This is a genomic window from Streptomyces sp. NPDC051218, assembly GCF_044455475.1.
Taxonomy (GTDB): Bacteria; Actinomycetota; Actinomycetes; order Streptomycetales; family Streptomycetaceae; genus Streptomyces.
Map to the genome: position 1 here is coordinate 174,356 of NZ_JBITEU010000010.1, position 14,499 is coordinate 188,854.

Sequence of the window (14,499 nt, forward strand, 5' to 3'; positions counted from 1 at the left end):
CTTTCGGCGTTCCGCCCCCTGATCAGCCCTGCTGTGCCGCAAGGCCTTTGCGCAGGTCCTCCGCGTTCATCACCGGGTGGATCTCGATCTCCGCGCCGAGTTCCAGGAGGAACGGCTCGGCGACGGCCGGGATCTCCGAACTGTCCTGCATGTCGAAGACGAAGGTGGCGGTCCTGCCGCCGTCGGACGGACCGAAGTACGCCGCCTCCGGCTTGAGCTGTTCCGTCACCGACTGGATGAGCTTCGGCAGCGTGCCGTTCCGGTACGCCTCGTTCGTGACCTGGGTGTCCAGACGCGCTCTGAGCATGACTCTCATGGCACTCACTTCCTCCCTTCCAGGGTCCCGCATCAGGCCCGGTCGTGCAGCGCCAGGTTCGCGGCGAAGCCGAGGAACGCCACCCCGCTGAACTGCTCGAGACGGCGCCGGAACGACGGACGGCGGATGCGCTCGCCCAGCGCTGATGCCGCGTAGGTGACGATCCAGTACCAGAGCGCGAGTTCGACCAGGTCGACCGCTGTGAGCAGCAGCGTCGCGCTGAACACGGGGGCGCCTTCCGGGATGAACTGCGGAAGCAGGCTCATGTAGAAGAGCCCGGCCTTGGGGTTGAGCAGGTTCGTGGCGAGCCCTGCGCGGAAGGCCGCCCAGCGGTCCCGGGGAGCGGGCGACTCGGCCCGCGTCTTTTCCTCCCGCTCCGGGGCCGGCTCCCGTACCCGGTGGCGCGAGCGCCACAGTGCCGTTCCCCCCAGCCACGCCAGGTACAGGGCGCCCCCGATGCGCAGGGCGTCGTACGCGAAACGGGACGCCGTGAGGACTGCCGTCAGGCCGATGGCCGTCGCCACGCCCCAGGCCAGACAGCCGGTGAGGATGCCCAGCGCGGCGGCGAGACCGCCGTCCCTGCCGTGCGCCATGGAGGTGCGCAGGACCAGGAGTGTGTCCAGGCCCGGCGTGATGTTGATGATCGCGGCGACGCCCGCGAACGCGAGTACGGCGGTGAGCATGGCGGGAGGCTAGTGGCCCGCCGCTGTGTCGCGCCTCCCGATAAATCGGTTGCCGCCGCACGTCGCCCCTGTTGCACTTGCCGAACACCCGACCCGTCAAGGAGACGCAATGCGCCGTTTGTTCATGTCCAGCCAGAAGGGAATCGCCACCGACCCAGAGGACATGACACCCAGTGCATACGTCGAGCACGTGCAACACCCTGAACTTGGGCATCCTGGCGCATGTTGACGCCGGTAAGACCAGCCTGACCGAGCGGCTTCTGCACGCCGCCGGTGTCATCGACGAGATCGGTCGCGTCGATGCGGGCAGCACCCAGACCGATTCCCTGGCCCTGGAGCGGCAGCGCGGCATCACGATCAAGTCCGCCGTCGTCTCCTTCGCCGTCGACGACGTCACCGTGAACCTCATCGACACCCCCGGGCACCCTGACTTCATCGCCGAGGTGGAACGGGTGCTGAGTGTGCTCGACGGCGCCGTACTCGTCGTCTCCGCGGTCGAAGGCGTGCAGGCGCAGACCCGCGTGCTCATGCGGACGCTGCGGCGCCTCCGCATTCCCACGCTCGTCTTCGTGAACAAGATCGACCGGCGCGGCGCGCGCCACGAGGACCTGCTGCGGGACATCTCGGAGCGGCTGGTGCCGGACATCGTGCCCATGGGGGCTGCCCACGGCCTGGGGGGCCGCGACGGGACCTTCGTGCCCTTCGGTGACCGCGACCCCTTCTTCACCGCCCGCCTCGTCGACGTACTCGCCGCGCACGACGACGAGCTGCTCGCCGCCTACGTCGACGACTCGGCGGCTCTCTCCTACGGGCGGCTCCGCGCCGAACTCGCCACGCAGACCAAGCGGGCCCTCGTGCACCCGGTGTTCCTCGGCTCGGCCGCCACCGGCGCGGGCGTCACCGAACTCATGGCGGGCATCCGGGAGTTGCTCCCCTCCGCTGACGGATTTCTGCGGGCCGACGATCCGGTCTCCGGCACCGTCTTCAAGGTCGAGCGCGGGGACGCCGGGGAGAAGATCGCCTACGTACGAATGTTCGCGGGGACGATCCGCACCCGGGACCGGTTGCCGTTCGGCGGCGGGCGCGAGGGCAAGGTCACCGCGGTGAGCGTCTTCGACCGCGGATCGGCCACCTCGCGCGAGGGCGTGTCCGCAGGGCAGATCGGGAAGTTGTGGGGGCTCGGCGACATCCGGATCGGTGACGTCATCGGCGTACCGCACGCGAAGAGGGGCGGGGACGGGCAGCGCTTCTTCTCGCCACCCACCCTGGAGACCGTCGTCGTCCCCGCCCGCCCCGGCGACAAGGGGGCGCTGCATCTCGCGCTCGCCCAGCTCGCCGAGCAGGACCCGCTGATCAACTTGCGGCAGGACGATCTCCGCCAAGAGGTGTACGTGTCGCTCTACGGCGAGGTCCAGAAGGAGGTCATCCAGGCGACGCTCCTCGACGAGTACGGCATCGACGTGGCGTTCCGGGAGACCACGACCATCTGCGTGGAACGCGTGAGCGGCAGCGGCTCCGCCTTCGAGATCATCGACAAGGACGACAACCCCTTCCTGGCCACCGTCGGCCTGCGCGTCGAGCCCGGCCTGCCGGGCTCCGGCGTGGAGTTCCGCCTGGAGGTGGAGCTCGGTTCGATGCCGTACGCGTTCTTCCGTGCCGTCGAGGAGAGCGTGCGCGAGGCCCTGCACCAGGGCGTCCACGGGTGGGAGGTCGACGACTGTGCCGTCACCATGACGCACTGCGGGTACTGGCCCCGGCAGAGCCACGCGCACGGCACCTTCGACAAGAGCATGTCGAGCACGGCCGGCGACTTCCGGCAGCTGACCCCGCTGGTCCTGCTGAGCGCGCTGCGGCGGGCGGGCACCGAGGTGCACGAGCCGCTGCACCGCTTTCGGCTCAGTGTCCCGGACGACGTGTTCGGGCAGCTCCTGCCCGCGCTCTCACGGCTGCGGGCGGTCCCGCACACCCAGACGGCGCGCGGCGCCTCGTACGTGGTCGAGGGCGAGATCCCGGCGGCCCGCGTCCACGAGCTGGAGCAGCTGCTGCCCTCGCTGACGCGTGGCGAGGGCGAGCTGGAGTCGGCCTTCGAGCGGTACCAGCCGGTCCGGGGCGAGGCCCCGGACCGGCCGCGGACCGACCGCAACCCGCTCTGCCGCAAGGAGTACCTGCGGGAGGTGGCCGGTGTCCGGCGCTAGAGCGAGGGGGCCTTGGTACGGGTCAGCGCCGGAACGCGGGCAAGTCCGAGCTGCGGCAGGCGACTGCCTTCAGATGCGGCCGGTGGTCTTCGAAGCGGGCCGCCGGCGCCTCGTCACCCTCGACGCTCGGCCCACCGCTGACTTGTTCTGATCCATCTGATCCAGCTGACCCAGCTGTCACATTTCCTCGTCGCGGTACGTCGTACAAGTGACGCACCGTGCCAGGGCACTTGGAGGTAAGAAGTAATGAACACGCAGACGCCGGGGCCCCGAACTCCCGAGCGGCGCAAGCAGGACGCGCTGCACCGTCTCGTCCACGACATCGACGCCTGGGTGGCCACGGCCGACGCGGAGAGCGGGACCCCGTACCTCATCCCGCTGTCCTTCCTCTGGGACGGCGAGAGCCTGCTGGTGGCCACCCCCGACGCCAGCGTCACCGGACGCAACCTCCGGGCCACCGGCAGGGCGCGGGTCGGTCTCGGGCCGACCCGCGACGTCGTCCTCATCGAGGGGGCCGTACGGGCCCTGGGCGAGGACGAGTTGACCCCTGAGGACCGGGACGCCTTCGCCGAGAAGACGGGCTTCGACCCCAGCAAGCTCACCACCGTCTACACCTACTTCCGCATCACCCCCCAGCGGCTCCAGGCCTGGCGCGAGGCCGACGAGCTGGAGGGCAGGGAGCTGATGCTGGGCGGGCGGTGGACGGTGCGGTAGCCCGGCGGCGCTCAGGGCGGGTCGGGTCAGGGCCGGCCGAGCACCGGGGCCAGCGCCTCCCTGAGGTCGTCGGGTCCCGTGTAGTGCAGCCCGGTCATGCCGAGCGCGACGGCCGCGTCCACGTTCTCCTTGCGGTCGTCCACGAACAGGCAGCGCGCGGCGGGGACCCCCGTACGCTCCACGGCGATCTCGTAGATCCGGCGGTCGGGCTTCACGATGCCGACGTCGGCGCTGCTGACCACGGTGTGCGCGAGGTCGGCGATGCCGAGTTCGGCGAGGTCCTGGTCGAGCCAGGGGGTCGCGTTCGTCACGAGCGCCACGTGCAGGTGCGCGCGGGCCCGCCTCAGCAGGTCCACCACCGTGGGGTCGGCGGAGAAACCGGCCTCGGCGAGCGCGGCACCCAGGGCGTGCCCGCGCTCGTAGGGCACCCGGTCCGCGAGGCCGTGCGCGATGGCCTCCACCCACTCCTTCTTGCCGATACGCCCGAGCATCAGCGGCAGGTCGGTCTCTGGCGCGAAGGCGAACTCGGCGGTGCTGCCGTGGGGCAGACCGGCGGCGCGTTCCATCTCCTCCATCTGCGACATGTCGTAGAAGCGGATCACGCCGTCGAGATCGCAGAGCACGGCGTCGAACGGCAGCGGGGGTTGCGGCGAGGGCTGCCGCAGCTGCCAGCCGAAGCGCAGCTTCTCCTTGGCCTCGGCGCCGATCCGGCCGTAGAAGCGGATGGCGCCCTCGTTCCACGCGGGCGTCTGCCACTGGACCTCGGTGAGGCCAAGGGCACGGGCCTCGGCCGCCACCGCGTCCGTCAGCAGCTCGCCGAGGCCGAGTCCCCGGTGGCCGTCACGCAGGAAGAGGCAGTCCATATGGAGGTACTCGGCGCCGTCCCAGGTGGAGATCTCCGGCGCACACGTCGCGTAACCGACGACCTCGCCGCCACCGGGCAACTCGGCCACCAGACAGCGCAGCCGCGGGTCGGGCACCCCGAAGAGCAGTTCGCCGAGCCGCCGGTCGAGCCCGGGGGCAGGCGGGGCGCCCTTCTCGTACGCGGCATGCTCGGCGACGAGCTCCACGATGCGGGGCAGGTCGGCGGGCCGGGCACGCCGGACGCGGGCGCCGCCGGTCCGGACGGGGGGTGCTTCGCCGTTCCGGGGGCGGGAGCCGCCGTGCGCCGCTGCGCCTTCGTGCGCGATGGGGCTGTCGTACGTCATCGCGTGGCCCCCTCTACGACGTCCCGGCCCCACGCGGTGAGCCGTTCCGCCTTCCCGGGGCGCCCGCTGGCCTCGCCGGCACCCAAGAGCCCTGCGGTGCGGGCGTGATGGCCGTCGGCGAGCGCGAGCAGCCGCTCACCGCCGAAGGCCGACGGAAGGTGATCCAGCGCGGTCATGTCCATGAGCCCATGATGCAGATGCCCGCCACTGCTCGCCCAATACCCGCTTCACTTCCCGCCGAGCGCCCGCCTCACTTCTCGCCCAGCACCCGGATCACTTCTCGCCCTGCGCACGCTGTACTTCTCGCCTAGTACCCGCGTCACTTCTCGCCCGGCGCCCGCATCACTACCAGCCCAGCCCTCGCGTCACTTCCCGCCGAACACCCGCATCACCTCTCCGCCGAACACCCGCATCACCTCTCCGCCGAGCACCCGCATCACTACCCGCCTAGCACCCGCATCACATCTCGCCCGGCGGCCGCATCACTACCCGCCTAGCACCCGCATCACATCTCACCCAGCGCCCACATCACTTCCCGCCCAGCGCCCACATCACTACCCGCCCAGCGCCCACATCACTACCCGCCGAGCGCCCGCATCACATCTCACCCAACGCCCGCATCACTTCCCGCCGAGCACCCGCCGAGCGCCCGCATCACCTCTCGCCGAGGCGCCCGCTTCACGCCCGCAGGGCGGTGTCCACGAGGGAGCGCACCTCGTCGGCCGAGAGGCCGAGCTGCTGCGCTTCGGCGACGAATACCCGCACCCGGTCGGCCAGTTGAGCCCGCGCCTGCACCGCGGCGGTGTCCACGGCGATCGGCCCGGGGCCCTGCGGCAGCTCGATCGGCCGGAGCGAGTCCGGCCCCGTCTCGGCGTCGGCTGCTTCGCGTGCGTCGACGCACGCGTCACACCGCGGGTTGTGGCAGGGACCGGGGCCCCACACAGGGACGTACACCCCGCGCAACTTGCGTCGTCTGATGGCCGTGCCGACAGGCCGTCCGCAGCTCGCGCACACCGGCTCGCTCCGCGGGCGGGGGCCGGACGGGCTCCCATCGCTGCCCATGCGTTCAGGGTAGGGCGGGTCGACCCGGCCGGATAGCCCGGCGAGACGGGACCTTGGCGGAATCCCCCGTCACCCGAAACGCCGAGACGCCGAGCAGCTCCACGCAGCGCACGGCTTCATGCGAAACGGTCGGTGTCGCCACCGTCCGTGCCGTAAGGCCGGGGCTCCCGCCACATCGGCCACAGGTGCGGGCCGTCCGGCAGGTCTATGGCCTTTCCGGTGAAATGGAATCCGAGCCGTGTGTACAGCGCGCGGCTGCGGCTGCTGCTCGCCTCCAGATAGGCGTGCAGCCCTTCCCTGTCGCAGCGTTCGAGCACGGCACCGATCAGCGCGGAGCCGAGCCCCTCGCCCTGCCGCTCCGGGCTCACGCCGACCATGTGCAGATACTGGTGGGGCCGGTCGGTCGGGTGCGCCTCGTCGGTCAGCCTGCCGATCTCCTCGATCCGCGCGTTGTCCGGGTCGATGGCCGCACGCAGCTGCGCGGGCCCCTCTTCCCCGCCCTCGCCCGCGTCTGCGCCCGCGGGCACGGACCACCACAGCGCCACGGCCGAGCCGTCCTCCGCGACGTCCACGTAGCCCTGACTCAGCGCCAGGTCGTAGAAGGCCTCCATCAGAGCGCCGTGCCTGCGGCGGCGGTACTCCTCGCCGGGGAAGACCCAGCTGCTCACCGGATCGTTCTGGAACGCCACGTCGAGCAGCCGGACCACGTCCGCTCTGTCGCTCTCCCCGGCCCTCCGGATGATTACGCCCACAGCCCCGCCCCTTCGCCCCTCGCCCGCGCTCAACTGCGCTTACTTCCCCACCGGTTGCTTCGGTCGCAGCCTAGGCGATCGGGCCCCCACACGCGGGCGAGCCCCGCACCCTGACCGGATCCCGGCGGGGTGCGGGGCTCGTCTCCCCTCAGTTCCTCTCGGTTCCTTTCGTCTCCTCCCCGTGCGTTCCGTGCGTTTCCGTACGTTCATTCAGTGCGTGCGCCGCGTCACGAACTCCGCGAGCGCCAACAGGCTGCCCGCCGCCTCCGGCACCGGCACCGCGCCGGCCAGCTGGTTGATCGCGCGGGACATCCGGTCGCCCGCGTGCAGCAGCGCCCAGTCCCTGCCGCCCGCCGTCTCGACGGCCTGCGCCATGCGGTCCAGGTCGCCGTCGGCCGACGGGTGTCCGTACAGCTCGGCCAGTTCGGCGCCTGCCGGGGTGCCGGAGGCCAGCGCCGCGACCACCGGCAGGGACTTCTTGCGGGCGGCGAGGTCGGCGCGGGCCGGCTTGCCCGTGTGCCCCGGATCACCCCAGATGCCGATCACGTCGTCGATGAGCTGGAAGGCGAGCCCCGCCTCACGGCCGAACCCGTCGAGCGCATCCACCTCGCTCCGCCCCGCCCCCGCGTACAGCGCCCCGACCGCGCAGGCGCAACCGAGCAGCGCCCCCGTCTTGGCCTCGGCCATCGCGAGGCATTCGTCGAGCGTGACCTCGTCGGGCCCGCGCCGCTCGAAGGCGCCGTCCGCCTGCTGGCCCGCGCAGAGCTCCACCACACAGGAGGCGAGCCGGGCGGCCGCCGCCGGGGCCCCGGGGTGCGGGTCCTCGGCGAGCAGCCGCTGCGCCAGCGCCTGGAGCGCGTCACCGGCCAGGATCGCGTCGGGTTCACCGAACACGGTCCATGCGGTGGGCCGGTGCCTGCGGGTGGTGTCGCGGTCGATGACATCGTCGTGCAGCAGGGTGAAGTTGTGGGTCAGCTCCACCGCCGCCGCGGCCCGGACGGCCAGGGCCTGGTCCCCGCCGAGGGCGCCCACCGCGGCGAGCACGAGCGCGGGCCTGATCGCCTTGCCCGCGTGCCCGGCCGCCGGTGTGCCGTCCGCGTGTTCCCAGCCGAAGTGGTAGAGCGCGATGCGGCGCATCACTCCGGGCAGGGACTCGATCGCCCGGCGCAGCTCCGGGTCGACGCACGCCCGCGCCGACGCCAGGATCTCCGCCGCTTCGGACGATTCGTGCCCCGCCTGGTCCTCCGGCTCCGTCGTGTCCGTGGTCATGTCCGTAGTCGTGTCCGTCATGGACTCACCCCGGGAAGGATGCGGACGGTGGCGTTTCCTGGGCCTGCGGGCGCGTACGGATGGGGTGTACCCGGCGGCGCGCCCACAGACACGGCCTCATCGCCAGCGGCCGATCTCGACGTTCTCCAGCACGCCCAGCGCGTCGGGCACCAGGACCGCCGCGGAGTAGTAGGTCGACACGAGGTACGAGATGATCGCCTGCTCGCTGATCCCCATGAAGCGCACGGACAGGCTCGGCTCGATCTCGTCCGGAAGGCCGACCTGGTGCAGGCCGACGACGCCCTGCTCCTCCTCGCCCGTACGCATACAGATGATCGAGGTGGTGCGGGCCTCGGTGACCGGGATCTTGTTGCACGGGTAGATCGGCACCCCGCGCCAGGTGGGAATGCGGTTGCCTCCCACGTCGATCGTCTCCGGCACGAGCCCGCGTTTGTTGAGCTCGCGGCCGAAAGCGGAGATCGCGCGCGGGTGGGCCAGGAAGAGCTTCGACCCCCGCCTGCGGCTGAGCAGTTCGTCCATGTCGTCCGGGCTCGGTACGCCCTCGTGGGGCTGCAGCCGCTGCTCGTACTCACAGTTGTTGAGCAGCCCGAACTCGCGGTTGTTGATCAGCTCGTGCTCCTGGCGCTCCTTGAGCGCCTCGACCGTGAGCCGCAACTGCTGCTCGGTCTGGTTCATCGGCTGGTTGTAGAGGTCGGCCACGCGCGTGTGGACGCGCAGAACGGTCTGGGCGACGCTCAGTTCGTACTCACGCGGCGCCGACTCGTAGTCGACGAACGTGCCCGGCAGCACGGCCTCGCCGATGTGCCCCGCGGAGAGGTCGATGGGCGATTCGCCGAACTTGTTGGTCCGCTGGGCCGGAATGGAGCGCAACCGCCGCAGGTGCTCGCGCAGCGATTCCGTGCGCTCGGCGACCTGCTCCAGGTCCTGGCGCGGCAGGGTGAGCACGGTGCACGCGGTCACCGCGCGCGTCGTGTACTCCCAGATGGCCTCCGGGTCGAGCAGTGCCTGCTCGCCGAAGTAGGCACCGTCGGCGAGCGTCCCGAGGACCGTGTCGTCCCCGTAGGGCCCGGTGCCGATCTTCTCGACCCTGCCGTGCGCGAGCAGGTACACCTCGTCGGCCTGGCTGCCGAAGGAGGTGATGACCGAGCCGGCCTCGAACTCCCGCTGCTGGCAGCGCTGGGCCAGCTCCCCCAGGACCTCGACGTCCTCGTAGTCCCGCAGGGTCGGCAGTTCGCCGAGCTCCGCCGGGATGACCTGGACCCGGTCCCCGGTCTTCACGAACGTCACACGGCCGTCGCCGACCGAGTAACTCAACCTCCGGTTCACTCGATACGTACCGCCCTGCACCTGCACCCACGGCAGCGTCCGCAGGAGCCAGCGGGAGCTGATCTCCTGCATCTGCGGCGCGGACTTGGTGGTGGTGGCCAGATTCCGCGCGGCCGACGTACCCAAGCTCTGTTGCTGCTCGGACTGTTCCGCACGGACCTCTTCGCCTACCGACATTGGCTATGCCCTCCCGATCAAGCGCTGATCTGCGACGACAACCCTTCCAGCACGGTGCGTGTCGGCGCCATTACACAAACGAGCGGGAATGGATCGGGCGAGAACGGGGCACTCACCCGCGTACCAGGAACGGGGTTCTCAGGGACGGGGAACTCCAAGATCCGTGCATCCGTTGAACAGGACACAACGGCCGATACTGTTCGTACCGATATGCACCACTCCGCACCCCCGTAGGAGACGGCAATGGCAGGCTTCCTGGATCGCGCCAAGGAACAGGCGCAGCGCGGACTCAATCAGGGCAAGCAGAAGATCGACGAGGTCCAGGCGCAGCGCACGGGCAGCGACCTGCTGAAGAAGCTGGGCGCCGCGTATTACGCACAGCAGCACGGCACGGGAACCCCCGTGGCCACGCAGCAGGCCCTGCAGGCGGTGGAGGCCCACATCGCGACGAACGGCGACGCGTTCCTGCACAGCGGCGACCACCGCGGCTGACCAAATCGGCTCGCACGGTGCCCGAACAGCAACGGAATCCTTCCCAACGGCTGGTCCGGGCACCGTGGTTCCGGTAAAAGCGGGCGTACAAGACGGTCCGCGGCAGGCGGCCGTCGTGCTCCGCAAAGGAGTCGGCCATGGCCCCACCCATGTCCGCGGGCAAGTTCCTGGACGTGCTCAAGGACGAAGGTGTGACGGTCGTCGAAGTCGGCGACTGGCCGCACCACAACCGCAACCACAAGGGGCCGTGGGGGCCCGTGCACGGCGTGATGATCCACCACACGGTCACGTCGGGCAGCGAGCGGACGGTGGAGCTCTGCCGTGACGGGCACCCGTCACTGCCGGGCCCGCTCTGCCACGGCGTGATCACCAAGGACGGCCGCGTCCACCTCGTCGGGTACGGCCGCGCCAACCACGCGGGCCTCGGCGATGACGACGTCCTGCGCGCGGTCATCGCCGAGAAGGCGCTCCCGCCGGACAACGAGGCGAACACCGACGGAAACCGCCACTTCTACGGCTTCGAGTGCGAGAACCTCGGCGACGGCGAGGATCCGTGGCCCGACGCGCAGCTGGAGGCCATCGAGAGGGTCTCGGCGGCCATCTGCCGCCACCACGGCTGGACCCACCGGTCGGTGATCGGCCACCTCGAATGGCAGCCGGGCAAGATCGACCCCAAGGGCTTCACCATGAACGCCATGCGGGAGCGCGTCGAGGAGCGCCTCAAGTAGGGCAAGCGCCCCGGGCGGGCCGACCGTGACCGTGCCCGTCCGCACGGTGCCGGGCAGAATGGCGGGGTGAGCACCACCCCGCCGACCACCCCGCGCCCCCGACTCCCGTCCCCGCTGCAGGAGCTCCAGGACGACCGGTTCGCGCGGCACGGCGTCACTCTCACACTCAAGCGGGACGACCTGATTCACCCGGACCTCCCGGGCAACAAGTACCGCAAGCTCTTCCTGAACCTGGACGCCGCCGTCGCGGCGGGGCACAAGGCCCTGCTGACCTTCGGCGGCGCCTACTCCAACCACCTCAGGGCGACCGCCGCTGCGGGCCGCCTCCTCGGCATGGAGACCATCGGCGTGGTCCGCGGCGACGAACTCGCGGGCCGCCCCCTGAACCCGTCGCTCGCGCACTGCGCGGCCGACGGAATGCGCCTGCACTTCATCGACCGGGCGACGTACCGCAGGAAGACCGAGCCAAAGATCCTGGCCGCCCTCCTGCACGCGACAGGCGCCGAAGATCCGTACGTCATCCCCGAAGGGGGCAGCAACTCCCTGGCCGTACAGGGCTGTACGGCCCTGGGCGAGGAGCTGCGCGGTCACACCCACACGGCGGCCGTGGCCTGCGGCACCGGCGGCACCCTGGCCGGGATGGCCGCGGGCCTCGCCCCGGACCAGTGCGCGCTCGGCATACCGGTACTCAAGGGCGGCTTCCTCGGCCCCGAGATACAGGCGCTGCAACAGCGGGCCTTCGGCGTCCCCACCACCAACTGGCACCTGGACGAGCGCTTCCACTTCGGCGGGTACGCCCGCACTCCCCCCGAACTCACCGCGTTCGCAAACGACTTCGAGGACCGCCACGGCCTCCCCGTGGAGCCCGTCTACGTGGCCAAGCTCCTGTACGCGCTGACAGCCCTCTCCGAAGAGGGCGCGTTTCCCCCCGGCAGCAACGTCACGGCCGTGATCACCGCGACGGACGCGGCGCCGCCCGCGGCTCAGTCCTCGACCTCCCGGTAGGCCGCCGCCTCCTCCAGGTCCAGCTTCCGCAGCAGCGTCCGCATCATCTCGTCGTCGATGCGCCGTTCGTCCCGCATCGTCACGAACACCTCCCGCTCCGCGGCGATCGCCTCGCGGGCGAGCCTGCGGTAGGTGTCGTCGGCGGACTCCCCCGTCACCGGGTTGGACTGACCGAGCCGCTCCCACACGGAGTTGCGGCGCCGCTCGAGGACGGTGCGCAGACGGTCCTGGAGGGGCTCTGGAAGGCGATTGCGCTCCTCCCGCATGAGTTCGTCCACCCGACGCTCCGCGGCCTGCGAGGCGGCGTTCTGCGCCTGCGCCTCCGCGAGCGTCTCCGCCTGCGCGTCACGCCCCGGAAGCTTCAGGACCCCGATCAGCCACGGCAGCGAGAGCCCCTGCACGACCAACGTGCCGATCACCGTGGTGAAGGTCAGGAACAGGACGAGGTTCCGCGCGGGGAACGGCTCCCCGTCGTCCATGACGAGCGGGATGGAGAAGGCGATCGCCAGCGACACCACACCGCGCATCCCGGCCCAGCTGACGATCAGCGGCCGCCGCCAGTCCAGGTCGGACTCCCGCTCCTTGATCCGCGTCGACAGGAGCCGCGGCAGATAGGTCGCCGGATACGACCACACGAAGCGCACGAGGACGACGAAGAAGAAGACCCCCAGCGCGTACCAGGCCGCCTGGAGGCCGCTGTACTCGCCGAGCCCCTTGAGCACGAGCGGCAGTTGCAGACCGATGAGCGCGAAGACCGCCGACTCCAGGATGAACGCGACGACCTTCCACACGGCGGCTTCCTGGAGCCGCGTCTCGAAGTCGACCTCCCAGGAGCGGTGCCCGAGGAACAGGGCGACGACGACCACCGCGAGCACTCCGGAGGCGCCGACCTGCTCGGCGGCCGCGTACGCGACGAAGGGAATGAGCAAGGAGAGGGTGTTCTGGAGCATCGCCTCCTTCATGTGCCGGCGCAGCCAGTGGAGCGGCACCATGAGGATCAGCCCGACACCGACCCCGCCGACCGCGGCCACCAGGAACTCCCTGATCCCGCCCGCCCAGCTCGCGCCCTCGCCGACCGCCGCCGCCAGGGCGACCTTGTAGGCGGTGATCGCGGTCGCGTCGTTCACCAGCGACTCGCCCTGCAGGATCGTGGTGATCCGCGACGGCAGCCCCACCTTCCGCGCGATGGCCGTGGCCGCCACCGCGTCCGGCGGCGCGATCACCGCGCCGAGGACCAGCGCGGCGGTCAGCGGCAGATCGGGGATCAGCAGGTAGGCGAGATAGCCGACGGCGAGGGTCGCGAACAGCGTGTACCCGACCGAGAGCAGCGCCACGGGTCTGATGTTGGCGCGCAGATCGAGGTACGAGCTCTCCAGGGCCGCGGTGTGCAGCAGGGGCGGCAGGATCAGCGGCAGCACGATGTGCGGGTCCAGGTGATAGTCCGGCACCCCGGGCACGTACGCGGCGACGAGACCCACCGCCACGAGCAGCAGCGGCGCGGGCACCGGGGTCCAGCGGGCGGCTCCTGCCACCGCCGCACTCGCCGCGATCAGTGCCACCAGGGGCAGTACGTCCATCGGTCAGGCCCTCCGCGATACGCGTTCCCGTCGTAACCTGGCAATCATGAACGAGTGCCCGCATGTGGCAGCGCTGCCGCACCCCGAACCCGCGCCACTGAGCGAGACCTGCCCCGAGTGCCTCGCGGTCGGCAGTCACCCGGTGCAACTGCGGCTCTGTCTCGACTGCGGTCACGTGGGCTGCTGCGACTCCTCGCCCTTCCAGCACGCGACGGCACACTTCAAGGACACCGGGCACGCGGTGATGAGGACGTTCGAACCCGGCGAGAGCTGGCGTTGGTGCTTCGTGGACGGTTCGATCGTCTGAGGCCTGGGTACGTCAACCCGACGCCCGTACTCTCCAATTGGGACCGCGAGACCCCTAGCCACTCTCCGTACCCTTAGGCTTACTATGAGTGACAGCAACGGAGCGGGGTCCCCGGGACACGGAACTGGGGAGCGCGGTAGCGTCACCGCATAACTACGTGGTGCGTTACCCGTGTGACGCAGTCCGGACCGCCGTGGGACGGCGGACCTGGAGCCCCGAAAGTGCTTGTACCACCTTGGAGGTGAGGGTGTCCCAGATCGCAGGCGAGCCCGGGAATCAGGACTTCGTCGAGGTCCGCCTTCCGGCTGCGGGTGCCTACCTGTCGGTGCTGCGTACGGCCACGGCCGGTCTCGCGGCGCGTTTGGACTTCACTCTCGACGAGATCGAGGACCTCCGCATCGCGGTCGACGAGGCCTGCGCGATCCTGCTCCAGCAGGCCGTGCCCGGATCGGTGCTCAGCTGCGTCTTCCGGCTCGTCGACGACTCCCTGGAGGTGACCGTCTCGGCGCCGACCACCGACGGCCGGGCCCCGGAACGGGACACCTTCGCCTGGACTGTGCTGTCCGCCCTCGCGGGTCAGGTCGACTCCTCCGTGGCCGAGGACAACACCGTCTCGATCAGTCTCTACAAGAAGCGCGGCGCGGGACCCGGGCCGGCGTGAGGGGCA

16 protein-coding genes are annotated in these 14,499 nt (G+C 70.7%); 7 read left to right on the forward strand and 9 right to left on the reverse strand.

The window, feature by feature from the left end; all coding sequences use genetic code 11:
• Positions 1-22: 22 nt before the first annotated feature.
• Entirely contained in the window at positions 23-316 is a 294-nt protein-coding gene (locus ACIBCK_RS28795) for a DUF3303 family protein (RefSeq protein WP_399394892.1), read from the reverse strand.
• Positions 317-348: 32 nt separating this feature from the next.
• Positions 349-999: a LysE family translocator gene (locus ACIBCK_RS28800; RefSeq protein ID WP_399394894.1), complete on the reverse strand. Its 651-nt coding sequence runs from the start codon at positions 997-999 to the stop codon at positions 349-351.
• A 173-nt stretch (positions 1,000-1,172) separates the two neighbouring features.
• Between ACIBCK_RS28800 and ACIBCK_RS28805 the strand changes: the two genes are divergently transcribed.
• Positions 1,173-3,194 (forward strand): GTP-binding protein, encoded by a 2,022-nt coding sequence (locus ACIBCK_RS28805; protein WP_399394895.1) that lies wholly within the window; start codon positions 1,173-1,175, stop codon positions 3,192-3,194.
• A gap of 246 nt (positions 3,195-3,440) precedes the next feature.
• Positions 3,441-3,908 (forward strand): pyridoxamine 5'-phosphate oxidase family protein, encoded by a 468-nt coding sequence (locus ACIBCK_RS28810; RefSeq protein WP_399394897.1) that lies wholly within the window; start codon positions 3,441-3,443, stop codon positions 3,906-3,908.
• 26 nt (positions 3,909-3,934) lie between these two features.
• Here ACIBCK_RS28810 and ACIBCK_RS28815 read toward each other — a convergent pair whose 3' ends face one another.
• From ACIBCK_RS28815 to ACIBCK_RS28840, 6 genes are all read right to left on the reverse strand, one after another.
• Complete coding sequence (locus ACIBCK_RS28815; protein WP_399394899.1) at positions 3,935-5,116, reverse strand: HAD-IA family hydrolase; 1,182 nt, start codon at positions 5,114-5,116, stop codon at positions 3,935-3,937.
• Positions 5,113-5,298, reverse strand: a complete 186-nt coding sequence (locus ACIBCK_RS28820) for a hypothetical protein (protein WP_399394901.1) — start codon at positions 5,296-5,298, stop codon at positions 5,113-5,115. Before ACIBCK_RS28820 ends, ACIBCK_RS28815 begins: the two co-directional genes overlap by 4 nt.
• Positions 5,299-5,794: 496 nt before the next feature.
• Positions 5,795-6,178, reverse strand: coding sequence for a hypothetical protein (locus ACIBCK_RS28825; protein ID WP_399394903.1), 384 nt, complete (start codon positions 6,176-6,178; stop codon positions 5,795-5,797).
• 116 nt (positions 6,179-6,294) lie between these two features.
• Positions 6,295-6,930, reverse strand: coding sequence for a GNAT family N-acetyltransferase (locus tag ACIBCK_RS28830; RefSeq protein ID WP_399394905.1), 636 nt, complete (start codon positions 6,928-6,930; stop codon positions 6,295-6,297).
• 210 nt (positions 6,931-7,140) lie between these two features.
• Positions 7,141-8,199, reverse strand: a complete 1,059-nt coding sequence (locus ACIBCK_RS28835; protein ID WP_399395316.1) for a family 2 encapsulin nanocompartment cargo protein polyprenyl transferase — start codon at positions 8,197-8,199, stop codon at positions 7,141-7,143.
• A 117-nt stretch (positions 8,200-8,316) separates the two neighbouring features.
• Positions 8,317-9,723 carry a family 2B encapsulin nanocompartment shell protein gene (locus ACIBCK_RS28840; protein ID WP_399394907.1) on the reverse strand — a complete coding sequence of 469 codons (1,407 nt, stop codon included), beginning with the start codon at positions 9,721-9,723 and terminating at the stop codon, positions 8,317-8,319.
• A 243-nt stretch (positions 9,724-9,966) separates the two neighbouring features.
• Here ACIBCK_RS28840 and ACIBCK_RS28845 point away from each other — a divergent pair, with 243 nt between their 5' ends.
• The 3 genes from ACIBCK_RS28845 to ACIBCK_RS28855 all read left to right on the forward strand — a co-directional run bounded on the left by ACIBCK_RS28845 (position 9,967) and on the right by ACIBCK_RS28855 (position 11,948).
• Positions 9,967-10,215: a hypothetical protein gene (locus tag ACIBCK_RS28845; RefSeq protein WP_367044902.1), complete on the forward strand. Its 249-nt coding sequence runs from the start codon at positions 9,967-9,969 to the stop codon at positions 10,213-10,215.
• A gap of 137 nt (positions 10,216-10,352) precedes the next feature.
• Entirely contained in the window at positions 10,353-10,943 is a 591-nt protein-coding gene (locus ACIBCK_RS28850) for an N-acetylmuramoyl-L-alanine amidase (protein WP_399394909.1), read from the forward strand.
• Positions 10,944-11,009: 66 nt separating this feature from the next.
• Positions 11,010-11,948: a 1-aminocyclopropane-1-carboxylate deaminase/D-cysteine desulfhydrase gene (locus ACIBCK_RS28855; protein ID WP_399394911.1), complete on the forward strand. Its 939-nt coding sequence runs from the start codon at positions 11,010-11,012 to the stop codon at positions 11,946-11,948.
• On the opposite strand, the gene ACIBCK_RS28860 is transcribed toward ACIBCK_RS28855, so the two are convergent.
• Positions 11,927-13,525, reverse strand: coding sequence for a Na+/H+ antiporter (locus tag ACIBCK_RS28860; protein WP_399394913.1), 1,599 nt, complete (start codon positions 13,523-13,525; stop codon positions 11,927-11,929). The two genes, ACIBCK_RS28855 and ACIBCK_RS28860, sit on opposite strands and share 22 nt — an antisense overlap.
• Positions 13,526-13,571: 46 nt before the next feature.
• On the opposite strand from ACIBCK_RS28860, the gene ACIBCK_RS28865 reads away from it, so the two are divergent.
• Positions 13,572-13,832, forward strand: a complete 261-nt coding sequence (locus ACIBCK_RS28865; RefSeq protein ID WP_160507162.1) for a UBP-type zinc finger domain-containing protein — start codon at positions 13,572-13,574, stop codon at positions 13,830-13,832.
• Positions 13,833-14,079: 247 nt separating this feature from the next.
• Positions 14,080-14,493 (forward strand): anti-sigma regulatory factor, encoded by a 414-nt coding sequence (locus tag ACIBCK_RS28870; RefSeq protein ID WP_135332116.1) that lies wholly within the window; start codon positions 14,080-14,082, stop codon positions 14,491-14,493.
• Positions 14,494-14,499: the final 6 nt, after the last annotated feature.

Coding starts and splice junctions, on each gene's coding strand:
- ACIBCK_RS28795 (WP_399394892.1), bottom strand. CDS start 316: ATGAGAGTCATGCTCAGAGCGCGTCTGGACACCCAGGTCACGAACGAG.
- ACIBCK_RS28800 (WP_399394894.1), bottom strand. CDS start 999: ATGCTCACCGCCGTACTCGCGTTCGCGGGCGTCGCCGCGATCATCAAC.
- ACIBCK_RS28810 (WP_399394897.1), top strand. CDS start 3,441: ATGAACACGCAGACGCCGGGGCCCCGAACTCCCGAGCGGCGCAAGCAG.
- ACIBCK_RS28815 (WP_399394899.1), bottom strand. CDS start 5,116: ATGACGTACGACAGCCCCATCGCGCACGAAGGCGCAGCGGCGCACGGC.
- ACIBCK_RS28820 (WP_399394901.1), bottom strand. CDS start 5,298: ATGGACATGACCGCGCTGGATCACCTTCCGTCGGCCTTCGGCGGTGAG.
- ACIBCK_RS28825 (WP_399394903.1), bottom strand. CDS start 6,178: ATGGGCAGCGATGGGAGCCCGTCCGGCCCCCGCCCGCGGAGCGAGCCG.
- ACIBCK_RS28835 (WP_399395316.1), bottom strand. CDS start 8,199: ATGACCACGGACACGACGGAGCCGGAGGACCAGGCGGGGCACGAATCG.
- ACIBCK_RS28840 (WP_399394907.1), bottom strand. CDS start 9,723: ATGTCGGTAGGCGAAGAGGTCCGTGCGGAACAGTCCGAGCAGCAACAG.
- ACIBCK_RS28845 (WP_367044902.1), top strand. CDS start 9,967: ATGGCAGGCTTCCTGGATCGCGCCAAGGAACAGGCGCAGCGCGGACTC.
- ACIBCK_RS28850 (WP_399394909.1), top strand. CDS start 10,353: ATGGCCCCACCCATGTCCGCGGGCAAGTTCCTGGACGTGCTCAAGGAC.
- ACIBCK_RS28860 (WP_399394913.1), bottom strand. CDS start 13,525: ATGGACGTACTGCCCCTGGTGGCACTGATCGCGGCGAGTGCGGCGGTG.
- ACIBCK_RS28865 (WP_160507162.1), top strand. CDS start 13,572: ATGAACGAGTGCCCGCATGTGGCAGCGCTGCCGCACCCCGAACCCGCG.